Source organism: Microbispora sp. H11081 (genome assembly GCF_012999535.1).
Lineage (GTDB): Bacteria > Actinomycetota > Actinomycetes > Streptosporangiales > Streptosporangiaceae > Microbispora.
Window position 1 is genome coordinate 129,907 of sequence record NZ_JABBWV010000003.1, and the last position, 16,434, is coordinate 146,340.

Consider the following 16,434-nt stretch of genomic DNA (forward strand, 5'->3'; position numbering starts at 1 on the left):
CCGCTCACACGACCTCACGCGCATGGCGGCCCGGTATGGGCCGCCATGCGCTTTTTCATACCCGCAGAATGCCCTAGTTTTCCCTTAGCCGTCTCGTCGCACAATTACTACGACGACGAAGAGAGAAGGACCTCGCCATGACCACCCACCTCAGGTTCGACGTGCAGCTCAATCCGCAGGCCCGCAGCGCGGCCGAGCGTGAGCAGGTGCTGGCGAGCCCCGGCTTCGGCCAGGTCTTCACCGACCACATGATCTCGATCGACTGGACCGAGGGGGAGGGCTGGCACGACGCGAAGCTCCAGCCGTACGGCCCGCTCGTCCTCGACCCCGCGACGTCGGTGTTCCACTACGCCCAGGAGTTGTTCGAGGGCCTCAAGGCGTACCGGCAGTCGAACGGGTCGATCGTCACCTTCCGGCCGTACGCGAACGCGGCGCGGTTCAACCAGTCGGCGCTGCGGATGGCGATGCCGGAGATCCCCGAGGAGACGTTCGTCGAGTCGCTCGAACTCCTCGTGCAGACCGACCGCGACTGGGTGCCGACCACCGAGGGCCACAGCCTCTACCTGCGGCCCTTCATGATCGCCACGCAGCCCGCCCTGGGGGTGAACCACCCCTCGCACAGCTACAAGTACATGGTGATCGCCTCGCCCGCCGCGTCGTACTTCACCGGCGGCCTCAAGCCGGTCTCGGTCTGGCTGTCCACCGAGTACACCCGCGCCGCGCCCGGCGGCACCGGGTTCGCCAAGTGCGGCGGCAACTACGCGGCGGCGTTCGTGGCCCAGCGCCAGGCCGTCGAGGAGGGCTGCGACCAGGTGGTCTGGCTCGACGCGTTCGAGCACCGGTGGGTCGAGGAGATGGGCGGGATGAACCTGTTCTTCGTCTTCGGCGACCGTCTTGTCACCCCGGCGCTCACCGGGACGCTGCTGCCCGGCATCACCCGCGACTCGATCCTCAGCCTGGCCGGCGAGCTGGGATACACGGTCGAGGAGGGCAAGATCTCCATCGAGGAGTGGCAGGCGGGCTGCGAGTCCGGCGAGCTCACCGAGGTCTTCGCCTGCGGCACCGCCGCCGTGGTCACCCCCGTCGGCTCCGTCAAGGGCGTCGACCGGAGCTGGACCGTGGGCGCGGGCACCCCAGGGCCGGTCACCATGAGGATCCGCGAGGAGCTCGTCGGCATCCAGTACGGCGGCCGTCCCGACGCCCACCACTGGATCCACAAGATCTGCTGACGGTCGGGCGCCGTACGGCGTCCCACCGTCCCGCCGCTCCGCCCGGTGCGCGCCGCCGTCAGGCCGCGGGCGCACCAGCGGCGGACCGGGTGTGCGGTCGTGCGGAGCCGTGCCTCGGGCCCGGCTCAGCCGTACGCGACCGGGCAGGCCGTGCCCTTCCCGAGGACGGACAGCGACACCAGCCCCGTGATCAGACCGGAGCTGACGTAGACCCTGGCGTGGGCCATGGCGTTGACCCTGGCGCCGACCCGCACGAGAGACGTGGCGGGGCACGGGGCCGGGGCCACGGCGGGCGTCGGCACAGGCGGCGTGGGTGCCACGGCGGGCCTCGGCGCGGGAGCCGCGACGGGCGTGGGCGTCACGGTCACGGTCACGGTGACCGTGGGCACCGGAACCGGCTTGAGGGCCGGCTGCGCGGTCTCGCGCGGGCCGGCGACGGTCACGTGCTGGGTGATGTTGCAGACCCGGGCGCCCCGGCACAGCGCGTTCTGCACGTTCGAGGAACCACCCGCGGTGTTGGCGCTGGTGTGCTGGTAGCCGCGGTTGCGCGTGGACCCCTCCACGGCCAGCCGGGTGTCGGGGCGGTCGCGCGGATCCTTCCCCGCCGGGGTCACCACGTTGCGCTGCGCGCGGACGCCGCGGCCGTGCCCGTTGTCGGCGGCGGCGCCGAGCGGGCTGACGCCGGTCATGAAGGCGGTCGCGGCCGAGGTGCCGACGAGAAGGAATCCGGCGAGTCTGCCGTTGAACGGCCCGCCGCCGCGCCGACAAGTCATTCGTCGCCCCCTGCTGTATGGAAAAAGAGTTTTGGCGAAGAGGTTCATGAATACGAACCGCTTTGCGAGCGTACTCGCGGAAGGGGCGCTGATCGTGTGTCTCGCATGCGTATGGAAGGTTATTACGGCCCCCTTACCGGGAGCGACGAATAAATCCGGTGATCTCCCCGCGAACGGCCGGGCGGCCGTTCGCGGGCGGGTCGGCGGCGGGGCCGCGCGTGATCGTGGCCGGTCCCGCGGCGTTGCCAGGCTCGCGCCGCCCGTACGGCGGCCGTCCTGACCTGCGCGAACACTCCCGGACATCTCGTACTATGAGATCGATGTGCCAGAGGGTGACCGGCTGTGGCAAACTGCTCAGCACCATGTACTACGGTCTGCTCATTATCGGCAGGCGCGCCGGCTGAAGGACATCGCCGGCGCGCAGACCTCTCACGTCCGTGAGGGGTCTTTTTGTTTGGGCCCCAAGCCGAATCTCGAGGCCGATGAGCGCGCGGCGAAAGACAACCCGCGAAGGAGACACAGATATGGCCGACGATCGCTTCCATGTGTACGACACGACGCTGCGCGACGGCGCCCAGCAGGAGGGGCTGAACCTCACAGTCGCCGACAAGCTGGCCATCGCGCGTCACCTGGACGGCCTCGGCGTCGGCTTCATCGAGGGTGGCTGGCCGGGCGCCAATCCCAAGGACACCGAGTTCTTCCGGCGGGCTCAGACCGAGCTCGACCTGAAGCACGCGCAACTCGCAGCGTTCGGCGCGACCCGCCGGGCGGGCGTGAAGGCCGCCGACGACCCACTGGTGGCCGCACTGCGCGAATCCGGCGCGCCGATCGTGACGCTCGTGGCCAAGAGCCACGACCGCCACGTGGAACTGGCCCTCCGCACGACGCTGGAGGAGAACCTCGCGATGATCCGCGACACGGTCTCCCACCTGACCGCGGAGGGCCAGCGCGTCTTCCTCGACGCCGAGCACTTCTTCGACGGCTACCGCTCCAACCCCGCGTACGCGCTCGAGGTGCTGCGCACGGCGGCGGAGGCGGGGGCGTCGGTGGTCGCCCTGTGCGACACCAACGGGGGCATGCTGCCCGACGAGCTGGCCGACGTGGTGCACGAGGCGGTCGGCACCGGGGCACGCATCGGCATCCACTGCCACGACGACACCGGGTGCGCGGTCGCCAACACACTGGCGGCGGTGAAGGCCGGCGCCACCCACGTGCAGGGCTGCGCCAACGGGTACGGCGAGCGCTCCGGCAACGCCAACCTGTTCACGGTTGTGGCGAACCTCCAGCTCAAGCGGGGCTTCGACCTCGTTCCGCCGCAGTCGCTGCGCGACATGACCCGCATCGCCCACGCGATCACCGAGGTCACCAACGTCACGCCGAACTCGCACCAGCCGTACGTCGGCATGTCGGCCTTCGCCCACAAGGCGGGCCTGCACGCGTCGGCGATCAAGGTGGACCCGAACCTCTACCAGCACATCGACCCCGCCGAGGTCGGCAACGACATGCGGATGCTGGTCTCCGACATGGCGGGACGCGCGTCGGTCGAGCTGAAGGGCCGCGAGCTGGGCTACGAGCTCACCGGGGAGCAGTCCAGGCGGCTGGTCGAGCGGGTCAAGGACCTGGAGGCCAAGGGGCACACGTTCGAGGCGGCCGACGCGTCGTTCGAGCTGCTGCTGCGCGACACGGTCGACGGCGAGCTCCGGCGGCACTTCACGGTCGAGTCGTGGCGGGTGATCGTCGAGCGCCGTCCGGGCGGCGACGTGGTCAGCGAGGCGACCGTCAAGCTCCACGCGAAGGGCGAGCGGATGATCGCCACCGGCGAGGGGAACGGCCCGGTCAACGCGCTCGACCGGGCGGTGCGGCTGGCGCTGGAGAAGCTGTATCCCGAGCTCGCCGGGGTCGAGCTGATCGACTTCAAGGTCCGCATCCTGGAGGGCAGCCACGGCACGGACGCGGTGACCCGGGTTCTGATCACGTCGAGCGACGCGACCGGAGAGTGGGCCACCGTCGGGGTGGGCGAGAACGTCATCGAGGCATCCTGGCAGGCGCTGGAGCAGGCGGTGACGTACGGATTGCTGCGGGCGGGCCATCACGCCTGACCTGCGAGGAGGCGGTCCGCCGCACACTCGCGTGGTGCTCACGGTGCGCAGGTGGTTGCTGCGGTTTTAGTGACATTTAGTCTAGTTGGTGCTTAGATAGGCGAAGCTCCTGAGGCAGTCCGCCGCGATCGGCGTACGCCGCCGCGGTTCCAGTCTCAGTGCCATGCTCTGGCTCGACGGAGGGTGACGGCAAGAAGCATCTGCGCGCAACCCCGTGGCCACGGCGTCCGCGCCCGTTCTCCGGTCTTCATCGGGAACGGCCGGGCCCGTGGGAGCCGAGCCACGTCTGTCACCATGACCAGCCGCGTGACTGCCATTGTGGGGAAATTTTCCGAATGGCGGTCATTTCCCCTCGCTGGTGCACCTGATTTGGGAGGGCCTGTGAACAGCTTGTCCTATTACGACCGCATTGGCGGCGCACCGGTCGTGCGCGAAGTTGTCGACAGCTTCTACGTACGCGTCCTCGGCGACGACGACCTCAAGCCCTACTTCGACGGCGTCGACATGCCCAGGCTGAAGCGGCACATGGTCGTGCTGCTGTGCTCGGTCCTCGGCGGCCCCGACCCGTACGAGGGCCGTGACCTGGGCGAGGCCCACGCGGGCCTGGGCATCACGTCGCAGCACTACGACAAGGTGGGCGAGCACCTGTTCGCGGTGCTGCAGGCCGGTGGCGTCGACGAGGACATCCTGCGCGACGTCGGCCTCGTCCTCGCCAAGGTGAAGTCGTCCATCGTCGCCGAGCCAACGGAAACGGCCGGCTGAGTGGATACGCAGGCTCTCAAGGACAGCTGGCACCTCGTCTCCCGCTCGGGCGACCAGGTGCCGCTGTACTTCTATTCGGTTCTCTTCCTGATGAACCCCGACGTGCGCGACATGTTTCCGGTGTCGATGGCGCGTCAGCGCGACAAGCTCGTGACCGCGCTGGGACAGGTGATCAGCAACGTCGACCAGATCGAGGACGTCGTTCCGGTCCTCCAGCAACTCGGCCGCGACCACCGCAAGTTCGCGGTGGCCGCCGCGCACTACCCCGCCGTCGGCCAGGCGCTGCTCGCCACGCTGGAGCACTTCCTCGGCGAGCGGTGGACGCCCGCGCTCGCGCACGACTGGGCCCAGGCGTACAACCTGGTCGCCCAGGTGATGGTCGAGGCCGCCAACGACGCGGCCAAGGTGTCCCCGCCCTGGTGGGAGGCGGAGATCCTCGCCCACGAGACGCGGAGCATCGGCATCGCCGTCATCCGCGCCCGGCTGAACTACCAGTACCCCTTCCGTCCTGGGCAGTCGGCGTCGATCTCCTATGCCATGCGCCCGCGCATCTGGCGGTTCTACTCGTTCGCCAACGCGCCGCGTCAGGACAACACCATCGACCTGCACGTACGCATGGTCGACGGCGGCGTGCTCAGCTCCGCGCTGGTCATGGGCGCGCGGCGGGGCGAGGTGCTGCGCGTGGGCGCGGCGGTGGGCGAGCGGCTGACGCTCTCCCCTGACGTCCAGGGCGACCTGCTCATGATCGCGGGTGGCACCGGCCTCGCGCCGATGAAGGCGCTGGTGGAGCAGATCGCGTACGAGGGCCCGACTCGCAGGGTGGACCTCGTCGTCGGCGCCAGGAACTCCAGGGAGCTGTACGACTACGAGTCGATGGCCAAGATGGCCGCGGAGCATCCCTGGCTGAACGTCGTGCCGGTCGTCTCCCACGATCCCTTCTACCGGGGGACACGCGGCTACGCGGTGGATGTCGCGCTGCAGGGATGGCGTGGCCAGCACGTCTTCGTCTGCGGATCCGAGGAGATGGTCCAGGCCACCGTAGGACGGCTGATCGACGCCGGCGTGCCGACCGACCAGATCCACTTCGACGAGTTCACGAGCGACAGAGGTCGGGAGTCATGACGGCAGAGACGCCCTGGGCAAGCCCGGCGGGCGAGCGGCAGCCCCTCACGCCGGATCGGGTCCGCAAGCAGGAGTTCGCGCGCACCTCGCTCGGGCGCCGCGGCTACAGCGAGGACGAGGTCCGCGCGTTCCTCTACCGCGTCGCGGAGGACATGGCCGCCAGCGACAAGGAGAAGGCGGACCTGCGGGCGTACATCGACCGCATGAAGCAGTGGTACAAGGAGCACGGCCTCAACCCGGAGCAGTCCATGGCTCCGCAGACCCTCAGCGTCGACGCGATCAACATCCTGTCCAGGGCCCAGCAGACGGCGGACGCCCAGATCGCGGAGGCGGAGGACTACGCGCGGCGCATCGTGAGCCAGGCCCGCCAGCAGTACGAGGAACTCCTCATAGAGGCGCAGCGGCAGGCGGAGGACGCGGCCAACCGGGCGGTCGGCGCCTACCGCGCCTCGGGCAGCGGGCTGCCCGGCGCCGAGGCCGAGGAGCTGGAGCGCCGCATCGCCTACCTGCGTACGTTCGCCGAGGTCACCCAGGTGCAGTTGCGTGCGGTCCTGGAGGGCCTGGCCCAGGAGGTGGACAAGCTCGGCCACGTGCCCGACCAGGCCAAGCAGTTCGCCAACGGCGCCTCGTCACCCTCCGTGTACGGCTAGCCCCTCCCGCCTAGGACAGCGTGCCGGAGGAGCTCGCGCGCAGCCTGACAGAACCGGCCGGCGTGTGAACGGTCAGAGTGCGTCCTGAGCAGGTGACCTCAGGCCGGTCGGTTCCCGGCACCACCACCGTGAGCAACGACCCGGCCACGGGCGAGACGATCGCCGGGGCCGGCTCCTTGCGCATGTAGCCGGGCGAGACCCAGCCCTGGTAGGGCGAGGTCTGCCCGATGACCACCCGCTGGCCGCCCACGGCCCTGCAGGACGGCATCGCCAGCTGGACGATCGACGCCTTCCACCCGCCGTCGGCCACGACGATCCGGCCGCCCGAGTTGGACACGACCTTCAGCCCGGGGGCGAGGTGCCACAGGTTGCGGAGCTTCCCGCCGCCGCTGTCGAGCACCGCCATCACGTCCTCGCGATGGTTGACCAGCACCGACCGCTTGCGTTGCACGCCGTACGCCTTGTCGGTGAAGGTGAACGCCTGCCGGTCCGCGCGCACGGACCTGCCGACCAGCGCGGTGGGAGTGTGCCCGCGGAACTTCCTGCCCACGATCACGGGCACGTTGTGCGCCTCCGGGCTCATCGTCCACCGCCGGTACGGCGTGTTCTCGTAGGAGTGGAAGCCCGCCTCGGTGAGGATCGAGCGGCCCTGGGCGTAGTAGGTGACGCCCATGTGGTCCTCGTGGCCGTGGAACTTCAGCGCGGGCCCGAAGCGGATCGAGTAGTAGGCCGACTTGGGGTCGTCCCAGGCGGTGCGGCCGAAGACGTACCCCGCGTCGAAGACCTGCACGGTCGCCTTGCCGTGGTCGAAGGCGGCCGGCTGGACGTCGGCGGGCCCGTCGCCGATCGGCACCATGTAGCCGTTGGGCTGGGTGGCGGCGCTGATGTGCCGCGGCAGGCGCTCCCAGCGCGTGGCCAGGTCCGCCGGGACCTTCATCCCGCAGTCCTTGATCGTGTCGATGGCCACCTTGAGCCGGTCGTACACGTAGACGGCGTAACGCGGCGCCTGCTCGCGCAGCGCGCCCTGCGTGTCGATGTCGAGCTTCATCGACTTCACCATGCGGCGCACGGCGAGGTTCTTCCACGTCGGGTTCCCGTAGCGGCAGCCGATGCGCAGCAGGCCGATGTCCTGGTCGAGCCCGTGGTTGTGGCCGAGTTCGTAGTGCTTGGGGTCGGACAGCAGCTTGGCGTGCAGGGCCAGGCTGTTCTTCAGCCAGCCGGCCTTCACGTACCTGCTCAGGCACACCAGGGCGGGGGCGCGCAGCGCGATCGGGTGCTCGGCCCAGGCGTACGGGCTGGTGGTGCGCCCGCCGTACGGGTTGTCCGCGACCCAGTCCTTCGCGATCTCCTCGGCCCGGCCGAGATAGCCCTTGTCGCCGGTCGACTCGTAGTCGGCCACGAGCCGGCCCATCCACCGCAGCGAGTGGAACACCATCTGCCAGGACCGGTTCTTGTACGGGTCCATGCGCCAGTTGACGTTCTTGCCCACCGAGACGGCGGGCAGGCCGAGGAAGGACAGCTTGCCGTCCATGACGTCGCCGGAGCTGGGGGTGGCGGGCAGCCAGTCCCCCTGGCACTCCGGGGTGCGCTGCGGGGCCCGCGCCTGGGCGGGCGTGGCCACGGCGAGCGCGGTCAGCGGGAGAAGCACTGACAGGGAGAGGGCTGAGAGGCGGCGGAGCACGCCGGTTCCTTCCGAGATCCAATCGGGGCGGCTCATGCTGTCCGATTCCTGACGATCTGGTCAAGTCGCTCTGGTCACAACTGCACAACTGCTCCCAAATGGCGTGTGAGTTCTCCTCAGGCCCGGGCGGGCGCCGTGCTCTCCCAGATGCTCGGCCGGGGGAGCGGGACCCCGGCCGCCACGGCGTCGATCCACTCGTCGGCGGTGGCCACGGCGGCGAAGTTCGACTGCATGACGACCAGCACGTTCTCGTGCACCTGCCGGGCGGACAGCGCTCCGGCGGCGTTCGCCAGCGGCACGGTCCCGGTGGCGTCGGACAGGAACTCGACCGCGAAGCCGAGGTGGAAGGCGTCTCTGGCGGTCGACTCGTCGCAGTTCTGGGTCATGTATCCCGCGATCGCGACGGTGTCGATCCCTTCGAGCCTCGAGGCCAGGCCGGTCCCGTGGAAGGCCGACGCCTTGGTCTTGTCCACCAGGTGCGCGTACGGCCGGGCCGCGACCTCCTCGCGCAGTTCCCAGCCGGGCGAGCCCTCGGCGAACAGCGGCGAGGTCGCGGGGGCGGTGTGCCGGACCACGATGACCGGGATGCCGTGCCGTCCGGCCGCGTCCATCGCCCGCAGGACGGCCGCCAGGCTCTCCTCCCGGGGCGGGTGGGCGATGGGCAGGTTGCCGGTGAAGTACTCGTTCTGGACGTCGACCACGATCAGCGCTCGGTTCATGGACCCGAGGGTGGCGTGACCGGCCGTACGGGTGTGAGCGCGGCCTCAGCCATCCATCGAGCGATTCCAGCCGAACGACTGGCGGTAGGCGGCGGGGGAGACGCCGACCAGTCGCCGGAAGTGCGGGCGCAGCGCGACCGCGGAGGCGAAGCCGCTGCGCCGGGCGACCTGCTCGATCGGCAGGTCACTCGTCTCCAGCAGTCGCTGCGCGTGCAGCACCCGCTGGTGCAGCAGCCAGCGGGCCGGAGAGGTGCCGGTGACCTCCCGGAACCGCCGGTCGAACGTGCGGCGGCTCATGAGCGCGCGGGCCGCCAGCGCGTCCGCGCCGAGCGGCTGGTCGAGGTGGCGCGCCGCCCAGTCCAGCGCCACGCTCAGCGGGTCGTCCGCCGCGTGGTCCGGCACGGGATGCGCCACGAACTGGGCCTGGCCGCCCGCCCGATGAGGCGCGACGACCATCCGCCGGGCGATCGCGGTCGCCGCGTCCGCGCCGAACTCCCTGCGCACCAGATGCAGGCACAGGTCGATGCCGCCCGCGCTGCCCGCGCTGGTGAGGATCCTGCCCTCGTCCACGTACAGGTCGTCCGCGCGTACGGACACGTCCGGGTGGAGGCGGGCGAGCAGCCCGGCGTAGGCCCAGTGGGTGCTCGCGGCCCGGTTACCGAGCAGCCCCGCGGCGGCCAGCACGAACGTGCCCAGGCACAGCCCCGCGACGATCGCGCCGCGCTCGTAGGCATCCCGCAGCGCGTCCAGGGCGGGAGCGGGCGGCGGCTCGTCCGGCGGACTGCGGTAGGTCGGCACGATCACCACGTCGGACTCCGCCACCGCCTCCAGGCCGTGCGGCGTGGACAGGCGGACCCCGGCGTTCGTCCGCACCTGCGAGCCGCCGTCCCCGCCGATCACCCGTACGTCGAAGGGCGGCAGGCCGGGCCGGTCCTCCCCGAAGATCGAGATCGGCACGGCGGACTCGAACATCGGGGTCCGGTCGAACAGCAGGACCGCCACCCGGTGGAACGTCATGGCCGGAATGCTATTGCGGGGCAGGCGAGCCGCCCCTGGCCGGAATCGCGCGCCCGGTGGCCGTACGGCCGCTCGCGCCCGGGCGGTCCGATCTGCCAGCCTGGGGCCATGCCTGCTCCGATCCCAGAGACGTTCCCTCAGACCCCCGTCGCCGCGGCCGCGCTGGCCGTCGCCACCCGGTTCTGCTCGCCCGCGCTGCTCAACCACTCGATCAGGTCGTACCTGTGGGGCGCGGGCTACGCCGGGGCGCACGGGATCGGCTTCGACGACGAGCTGTACTACGTGTCCTCCCTGCTCCACGACATCGGGCTGACCGAGACCTTCGACAGCCACGGGGTGCCGTTCGAGGAGGCGGGAGGACACCTCGCCTGGGTCTTCTGCACGGCGGCCGGCTGGTCGCAGGACAGGTGCGCGCGCGCCGAGAAGATCATCGTGGTCCACATGCGCGACCCGGTCACCGCGACCGAGGACCCCGAGTCGCACCTGCTGCAGGTGGCCACGTCGTGGGACGTCTCGGGGCGGCGGCCCGAGGAGTTCTCCGCGGAGGCCCGGGCCGCCGTGCTCGCCCGCTTCCCCCGGCTCGGCTTCGGCGCGGAGTTCCTGGCGGCCTTTGAGGAGCAGGCGCGGCGCAAGCCGGGCTGCGCCGCGGCGGACTCCGTCGCCGGCGGTCTCGGCGGCCGGATCGCCGCCCACCCGCTCGACGCCTGAACGGCGCAGCCGCGCCGTCCCCGGCGCGGCTCGCCTTGTCTCGCGGCCCCCGCCCGGTCTCAGGCCTCCTCGGGACCCGCGCTTTTGGGGCCGGCGCTCTCCACGACCTCGAACGACCACAACTCGGCGTCGGTCGCGGCCGGGCCGCCCTGCCCGTGGCCGTGACCCTGGCCGTGCCCGTGACCCTGGCCGTGCCCGTGACCCTGGCCGTGGCCGTGACCCTGCGCGCCGCCCTCGGCGGCGGCCTGCGCGTGCCCCGCCTGGAACGCCCGGCTCTCCTGCCAGCGCCGGAAGTCCTCCTCGCTGCGCCACCGCGTGTAGACGAGGTAGCGGTCGCTGCCCTCCACCGGCCGCAACAGCTCGAACCACTCGAACCCGTCGGCCGACTCGACCATCCCGGCCCGGCCGGCGAACCGCTTCTCCAGTTCGCGCCGCATCTCCTCGGGCACAGTCAGCACGTTGATCTTCACGACCGAAGGCACATCGACTCCCGTACGCTCGACTTCACCTGATACAAGACCACCTTAAGTACGCCCGGGGTGCGTACCCCACTAGGCTCGTGACGTGCGTATCGCGAGGTTCTCGATGGGCGACCAGGTCGCCTTCGGCGTGGTGGAAGAGGGCGGTCAGGTCATCGCCCGGGTCGGCGGGCACCCGTTCCACGGGGTGGAGTTCACCGGTGAGCGGTTCCCGGTGGCCGAGGTCCGCCTGGTCGCCCCCATGCTGCCCAGCAAGATCGTCGCTATCGGCAAGAACTACGCCGACCACGCCAGGGAGATGGGCGGTGAGCCGCCGGCGGAACCGGTTGTGTTCCTCAAGCCCAACACGACCGTGATCGGCCCTTCGGAGGCGATCGCCTACCCGGCCAAGCTGTCTGAGCGGGTCGACTACGAAGGCGAACTGGCCGTGGTGATCGGCCGGCTGTGCCGTGACGTCCCCGCCGAACGAGCGGGCGACGTCATCTTCGGCTACACCTGCGCCAACGACGTCACCGCGCGCGACCTGCAGGCCAAGGACGGCCAGTGGGCCAGGGCCAAGGGCTTCGACACGTTCTGCCCGCTCGGCCCGTGGATCGAGACCGATCTCGACCCGGCCGACCTGGCGATCACCACCACGCTCAACGGCGAGGTCAGGCAGAACAGCCGCACCTCACTCCTGCTGCACGACATCCCCGCGCTCGTCGCGTACGTGAGCGCGGTCATGACCCTGCTCCCCGGCGACGTCATCCTGACCGGCACGCCGGCCGGGGTCGGCCCGATGTCCGTGGGCGACGAGGTCGGCGTCTCCATCGAAGGAATCGGAACTCTCACTAACCGGGTGATCTCACGTGACTAGGGTGCGCTTCGCCCCATCGCCGACCGGCATGTTCCACGTCGGCGGCGCTCGCTCCGCACTGTTCAACTGGGCGGTCGCCGAGCGGTCCGGCGGCACGTTCGTGCTGCGCATCGAGGACACCGACGCGGCACGCAACCGGCCGGAATGGACCGAGGGCATCATCTCGGCCCTCGCCTGGATCGGCATCAACGGCGACTCGCCGCACTTCGAGGGGCCGTACTTCCAGTCGGCCTACGAGCAGCAGCACCGCGAGGCCGCCGCCAAGCTGCTCACCGACGGCAAGGCCTACCACTGCACCTGCACGCGCGACGACGTGAAGGCCAGGACCGGCTCCGAGCACCAGGGCTACGACGGCCACTGCCGCGACCGTGGCCTGACCGAGGGCGCCGTACGGTTCCGTACGCCGGACGAGGGCGTGACGGTCGTGGACGACAAGGTGCGCGGGCGGGTGGAGTTCCCCAACTCGGCGATGGAGGACTTCGTCATCGTCCGCGGGGACGGCTCGCCGCTGTTCATCCTCGCCAACGTCGTCGACGACATGGAGATGCGGATCGACTACGTGATCCGCGCCGAGGAGCACCTGTCCAACACGCCCAAGCAGCAACTCCTGTGGCGGGCGCTCGGGGCGGAGCCGCCGGTCTGGGCGCACGTGCCCGTGATCGTGAACGAGAAGCGGCAGAAGCTGTCCAAGCGCCGCGACAAGGTGGCCCTGGAGTCCTACCGCGACGAGGGCTACCTCGCCGAGGCCATGGTCAACTACCTCATGCTGCTCGGCTGGGGTCCCGGCGACGACCGCGAGATCATGCCGTGGTCGGAGATGATGCCGCTGTTCCGGCTGGAGGACGTGAACCAGTCGCCCGCGTTCTTCGACGAGAAGAAGCTGCGGGCCTTCAACGGCGAGTACATCCGGGCGCTGCCCCGCGAGGTGTTCGCCGTCCGCTGCGAGCCGTGGCTCGACCCGTCCTGGGACCGCTCGGTGTTCGACCGGGTGGCCGACCTGGTGCAGACCCGGGTCGCCGTGCTGTCGGAGGTCACCGCCAACGTCGACTTCCTGTTCCTCGACGAGCCCGTCTTCGACCAGGCGTCGTGGGACAAGGCGATGAAGCCGGGGGCATCCGAAATCCTCGCCGGCTACGCCGAGCGGCTGGAGACGGTCGGCTGGGATCCCGAGTCGCTCAAGACGGCCCTGGAGGAGGTCGGCCTCGCCCACGGGCTCAAGCTCGGCAAGGCACAGGCCCCCGTCCGCGTGGCGATCACCGGCAGGACCGTGGGCCTGCCGCTGTTCGAGTCGATCGAGGTGCTCGGCCGGGAACGCTCACTCGACCGTCTCCGCACCGCCCTCACCCGCCTCCCCCCTCCCACGTCGTGATCTTGTAGTTTGTCGCAACGATGACCGCTGACCAGGGCGTACTTGTTTGGTGATCATGCAGTTGTGCGTGCGCCAAGGCTCCTGCCTGCGGAAACGCCGTTCGTGATCTTGCAATTGCAAGGTCACGAACGGCGTTTTCGCTGGTGGGCGGTCTGGAAGGGCCGGAAGGTGTTAGATCACGAACGGATGCCGCGCAGGTCGGATGGCCTGCGTGCGACAAACTGCAAGATCACGGGAGGGGAGAGGGGGGGTTAGAGGAGGCCGCGGCGGTCGAGGAGGGGGGTGATCTCCGGGTCCCGGCCCCGGAAATCCCGGAACGCCGTCATCGAGTCCACGCTGCCGCCCCGTGACAGCAGCGCACGGCGGAAGATGTCGCCGTTCACCCGGCGCAGCCCGCCGTTCTCGTTGAACCAGTCGACGGTGTCGGCGTCGAGGACCTCGCTCCAGATGTAGGAGTAGTAGCCGGCGCTGTAGCCACCCGCCCAGATGTGCGCGAAATACGTGCTGCGATAGCGCGGAGGGACGGCGGGGAGGTCGACCCCCGCATCCCGCAGCGCCCGCCTCTCGAACTCCTCCACGTCCTCCTCGCCGTCGTACGCCGTGTGCCAGGCCCAGTCGAGCAGGGTGGCGGCGAGGTACTCCACCGTGGCGAAACCCTGGTTGAACTTCTGCGTCTCCAGCATCCGGTCGACGAGGTCCTGCGGCATCGGCTCGCCCGTCTCGTGGTGCCTGGCGTACTCGGCCAGGATCTCCGGGTGGACCGCCCACATCTCGTTCACCTGGGAGGGGTACTCGACGAAGTCGCGCGGCACGGCGGTCCCGGAGAACCGGGGATAGCGTACGTCGGAGAACAACCCGTGCAGCGCGTGCCCGAACTCGTGGAACATCGTGTTGACCTCGTCGAACGTCATCAGGGTCGGCTCGCCCTTGACGATGTTGAGGTTGTTGACCACGACCGGCCTGGTGCCCTCCAGGCCCGACTGCTTCACCAGGCTGTTCATCCAGGCCCCGCCCCGCTTGGACGCCCTGGCGTGGAAGTCGCCGAGGAACAGGCCCAGCGGGGAGCCGTCCTCGTCGCGCACCTCGAAGACCCGCGCCTCGGGGTGGTAGCCGTACAGGTCGGGGCGCTCGTGGAAGGTGACCCCGTACAGTCGCGTCGCCGCGTTGAAGACGCCCTTCTCCAGCACGGTGTTCAGCTCGAAGTACGGACGCATGCGCCGGCTGTCGATGTCGTAACGGGCCTTGCGCACCTTCTCGGAGTAGAACGCCCAGTCCCACGGCTGGATCGGGTGCCCGGCGATCTCCTCCAGGTCCGCCTGCTCCTTGCGCGCGTTGGCCACGGCCGGCGGCACGAGCCGGTCGAGCATCTCGGTGACCGCCTGCGTGGTGCCCGCCGTCTGGTCGGCCAGGACGTATTCGGCGTGGTTCTCGTAGCCGAGCAGCCGCGCGCGCTCCCGGCGCAGCTGCGCCAACTCCTTGATCAGCTCCGCGTTGGCCGCGCCCCGCCCGACCGAGGCCCGGTGGATCCGCTCGCGCAGGGCCCGGTTGGTCAGCTCGGCCAGGGCAGGCTGCCCGGTGGGCAGGACCAGCGAGATCAGATACTTGCCGTCCAGCCCGCGTTCCTTGGCCTGGTCGGCGAGAGCCCGGACGGCGTCCCGCGACAGCCCGTCGAGCTCGGCCACGTCCTCGACCACCACGGCCCGCTCGTTGGCGTCGGCCAGCAGATTCTGCTGGAACGCCGTCCCCAGGGCCGACAGCCGCTCGTTGATCTCCCTGAGCCTGGCCTGGTCCTGCGGGCCCAGTGTGGCGCCCGCGCGGGTGAAGTCGGTGAGGTAACGCTTCAACAGCCACCGCTGCTCGTCGTCGGCCGCCTCGACCGCCTGGATGCGGGCGAACAGCTTCGCGTTGAGGTGGATCGCGTCGGCGTGCTTGGCGAGCCTCGGCGTGACGTCCTTCTGGATCTCCTGTACGCCTGGCGTCGTGTCGGAGGACGCCTGGTTGAAGAACACGGTGGAGACCCGGTCTAGCAGGGCGCCGGACGTCTCCAGGGCCTCGATCGTGTTCTCGAACGTCGGAGCGTCGGGGTTCGCGGCGATCGCCTCGACCTCCGCGAGATGTTCGGCCATGCCCTGCTCGAACGCCGGGGCGTAGTGCTCCTCCCTGATCTCCTGGAAGGGAGGCAGCCCGTAGGGAAGGGTGCTCGGGCTGAGGAAGGGGTTCCCGGCCGAGGTCATCTCTGGCGACTCCTCACGTGGTGCTGGCGTTTGTCCCAGCCTCGCACAGGTGGGGAACGCCTCCCGCACAGGAAACCCCCTGGGAGGAAGGCCCCGAAGCCTTCGGTCGGGAGGATCGGCTCAAGAGATCAGAGGGCGCGCCGCAATCGTTTTGGTAGTAGCTCCCAAGCTGGGCTATCCTTTCGGAGTCGCAAGCGGGAGCCGCGAGGCCCCCGCAAGCAGATGGGGTATGGGGTAATTGGCAGCCCGACGGATTCTGGCTCCGTTAGTCTAGGTTCGAGTCCTGGTACCCCAGCTGGATCCCCCCAAGGGATTCTGCTGGAAACAGCGCAGTGCACAGTGTAAGGTCCCGTCGTCTAGTGGCCTAGGACGCCGCCCTCTCAAGGCGGTAACGGCGGTTCGAATCCGCTCGGGACTACTTCACTGCACACGGCTCCGTCGTCTAGTGGCCTAGGACGCCGCCCTCTCAAGGCGGTAGCGCCGGTTCGAATCCGGTCGGGGCTACATCATCGAGACCCTCGGCACTCCCCGTGCCGGGGGTTTCGCCGTTACGGGACGCCGCGCCCTGTTCATGGCCCGCTGCGCGGGCGCGAATCCGGTCGGGGGGTACATCATCGAGACCCTCGGCACTCCCCGTGCCGGGGGTTTCGCCGTTACGGGACGCCGCGCCCTGTTCATGGCCCGCTGCGCGGGCGCGAATCCGGTCGGGGGGTACATCATCGAGACCCTCGGCACT

At 69.9% G+C, this 16,434-nt stretch carries 14 protein-coding genes and 3 tRNA genes; 11 read left to right on the top strand and 6 right to left on the bottom strand.

Translation table 11 applies throughout. The features are described 5' to 3' along the window. Positions 1–137 precede the first annotated feature (137 nt). Positions 138–1,229 (top strand): branched-chain amino acid aminotransferase, encoded by a 1,092-nt coding sequence (locus HHX31_RS10105; protein WP_169947522.1) that lies wholly within the window; start codon positions 138–140, stop codon positions 1,227–1,229. A 125-nt stretch (positions 1,230–1,354) separates the two neighbouring features. Here HHX31_RS10105 and HHX31_RS10110 read toward each other — a convergent pair whose 3' ends face one another. Further along, the gene (locus HHX31_RS10110; protein WP_169947333.1) at positions 1,355–2,002 is read right to left on the bottom strand and encodes a hypothetical protein; all 648 of its coding nucleotides are present in this window, start codon (positions 2,000–2,002) and stop codon (positions 1,355–1,357) included. Positions 2,003–2,526: 524 nt separating this feature from the next. Between HHX31_RS10110 and cimA the strand changes: the two genes are divergently transcribed. From cimA to HHX31_RS10130, 4 genes are all read left to right on the top strand, one after another. Further along, positions 2,527–4,101 (top strand): citramalate synthase, encoded by a 1,575-nt coding sequence (gene cimA, locus HHX31_RS10115; protein WP_169947524.1) that lies wholly within the window; start codon positions 2,527–2,529, stop codon positions 4,099–4,101. A gap of 294 nt (positions 4,102–4,395) precedes the next feature. Further along, positions 4,396–4,863, top strand: coding sequence for a group 1 truncated hemoglobin (locus HHX31_RS10120; RefSeq protein WP_169947526.1), 468 nt, complete (start codon positions 4,396–4,398; stop codon positions 4,861–4,863). Then, the gene (locus tag HHX31_RS35590; RefSeq protein WP_169947528.1) at positions 4,864–5,985 is read left to right on the top strand and encodes a globin domain-containing protein; all 1,122 of its coding nucleotides are present in this window, start codon (positions 4,864–4,866) and stop codon (positions 5,983–5,985) included. Next, on the top strand, positions 5,982–6,635 hold the full coding sequence (locus HHX31_RS10130) for a DivIVA domain-containing protein (RefSeq protein ID WP_169947530.1): 654 nt from the start codon (positions 5,982–5,984) through the stop codon (positions 6,633–6,635). Before HHX31_RS35590 ends, HHX31_RS10130 begins: the two co-directional genes overlap by 4 nt. 10 nt (positions 6,636–6,645) lie before the next feature. Here the strand turns inward: HHX31_RS10130 and HHX31_RS10135 are convergent, their stop codons facing one another. From HHX31_RS10135 to HHX31_RS10145, 3 genes are all read right to left on the bottom strand, one after another. Further along, a complete protein-coding gene (locus HHX31_RS10135; protein ID WP_169947532.1) occupies positions 6,646–8,316 on the bottom strand; it encodes a heparinase II/III family protein in 1,671 nt (556 codons plus the stop codon). A gap of 116 nt (positions 8,317–8,432) precedes the next feature. Beyond that, positions 8,433–9,035, bottom strand: coding sequence for a cysteine hydrolase family protein (locus HHX31_RS10140; protein WP_169947533.1), 603 nt, complete (start codon positions 9,033–9,035; stop codon positions 8,433–8,435). A 45-nt stretch (positions 9,036–9,080) separates the two neighbouring features. Further along, on the bottom strand, positions 9,081–10,052 hold the full coding sequence (locus tag HHX31_RS10145; protein WP_169947535.1) for a GlxA family transcriptional regulator: 972 nt from the start codon (positions 10,050–10,052) through the stop codon (positions 9,081–9,083). 108 nt (positions 10,053–10,160) lie between these two features. On the opposite strand from HHX31_RS10145, the gene HHX31_RS10150 reads away from it, so the two are divergent. After that, the gene (locus HHX31_RS10150; RefSeq protein ID WP_169947537.1) at positions 10,161–10,760 is read left to right on the top strand and encodes an HD domain-containing protein; all 600 of its coding nucleotides are present in this window, start codon (positions 10,161–10,163) and stop codon (positions 10,758–10,760) included. A 59-nt stretch (positions 10,761–10,819) separates the two neighbouring features. Here HHX31_RS10150 and HHX31_RS10155 read toward each other — a convergent pair whose 3' ends face one another. After that, positions 10,820–11,242 (bottom strand): antibiotic biosynthesis monooxygenase, encoded by a 423-nt coding sequence (locus HHX31_RS10155; RefSeq protein ID WP_311931719.1) that lies wholly within the window; start codon positions 11,240–11,242, stop codon positions 10,820–10,822. Between the two features lie 82 nt (positions 11,243–11,324). Between HHX31_RS10155 and HHX31_RS10160 the strand changes: the two genes are divergently transcribed. Next, on the top strand, positions 11,325–12,095 hold the full coding sequence (locus tag HHX31_RS10160) for a fumarylacetoacetate hydrolase family protein (protein ID WP_169947539.1): 771 nt from the start codon (positions 11,325–11,327) through the stop codon (positions 12,093–12,095). Then, positions 12,088–13,464, top strand: coding sequence for a glutamate--tRNA ligase (gltX, locus tag HHX31_RS10165; RefSeq protein ID WP_169947541.1), 1,377 nt, complete (start codon positions 12,088–12,090; stop codon positions 13,462–13,464). The genes HHX31_RS10160 and gltX overlap by 8 nt, the downstream gene beginning before the upstream one ends. A gap of 251 nt (positions 13,465–13,715) precedes the next feature. On the opposite strand, the gene HHX31_RS10170 is transcribed toward gltX, so the two are convergent. Next, entirely contained in the window at positions 13,716–15,698 is a 1,983-nt protein-coding gene (locus HHX31_RS10170; protein WP_169947543.1) for a M3 family metallopeptidase, read from the bottom strand. 223 nt (positions 15,699–15,921) lie between these two features. On the opposite strand from HHX31_RS10170, the gene HHX31_RS10175 reads away from it, so the two are divergent. The 3 genes from HHX31_RS10175 (at position 15,922) to HHX31_RS10185 (ending at position 16,202) form a co-directional block, all read left to right on the top strand. Beyond that, positions 15,922–15,993 (top strand) — tRNA-Gln (locus HHX31_RS10175). Between the two features lie 50 nt (positions 15,994–16,043). Next, positions 16,044–16,116, top strand: a tRNA-Glu gene (locus HHX31_RS10180). 13 nt (positions 16,117–16,129) lie between these two features. Then, positions 16,130–16,202 (top strand) — tRNA-Glu (locus HHX31_RS10185). Positions 16,203–16,434: the final 232 nt, after the last annotated feature.

Coding starts and splice junctions, on each gene's coding strand:
- HHX31_RS10130 (WP_169947530.1), top strand. CDS start 5,982: ATGACGGCAGAGACGCCCTGGGCAAGCCCGGCGGGCGAGCGGCAGCCC.
- cimA (WP_169947524.1), top strand. CDS start 2,527: ATGGCCGACGATCGCTTCCATGTGTACGACACGACGCTGCGCGACGGC.
- HHX31_RS10105 (WP_169947522.1), top strand. CDS start 138: ATGACCACCCACCTCAGGTTCGACGTGCAGCTCAATCCGCAGGCCCGC.
- HHX31_RS10170 (WP_169947543.1), bottom strand. CDS start 15,698: ATGACCTCGGCCGGGAACCCCTTCCTCAGCCCGAGCACCCTTCCCTAC.
- HHX31_RS10150 (WP_169947537.1), top strand. CDS start 10,161: ATGCCTGCTCCGATCCCAGAGACGTTCCCTCAGACCCCCGTCGCCGCG.
- HHX31_RS10110 (WP_169947333.1), bottom strand. CDS start 2,002: ATGACTTGTCGGCGCGGCGGCGGGCCGTTCAACGGCAGACTCGCCGGA.
- HHX31_RS10145 (WP_169947535.1), bottom strand. CDS start 10,052: ATGACGTTCCACCGGGTGGCGGTCCTGCTGTTCGACCGGACCCCGATG.
- HHX31_RS10120 (WP_169947526.1), top strand. CDS start 4,396: ATGACCAGCCGCGTGACTGCCATTGTGGGGAAATTTTCCGAATGGCGG.
- HHX31_RS10140 (WP_169947533.1), bottom strand. CDS start 9,035: ATGAACCGAGCGCTGATCGTGGTCGACGTCCAGAACGAGTACTTCACC.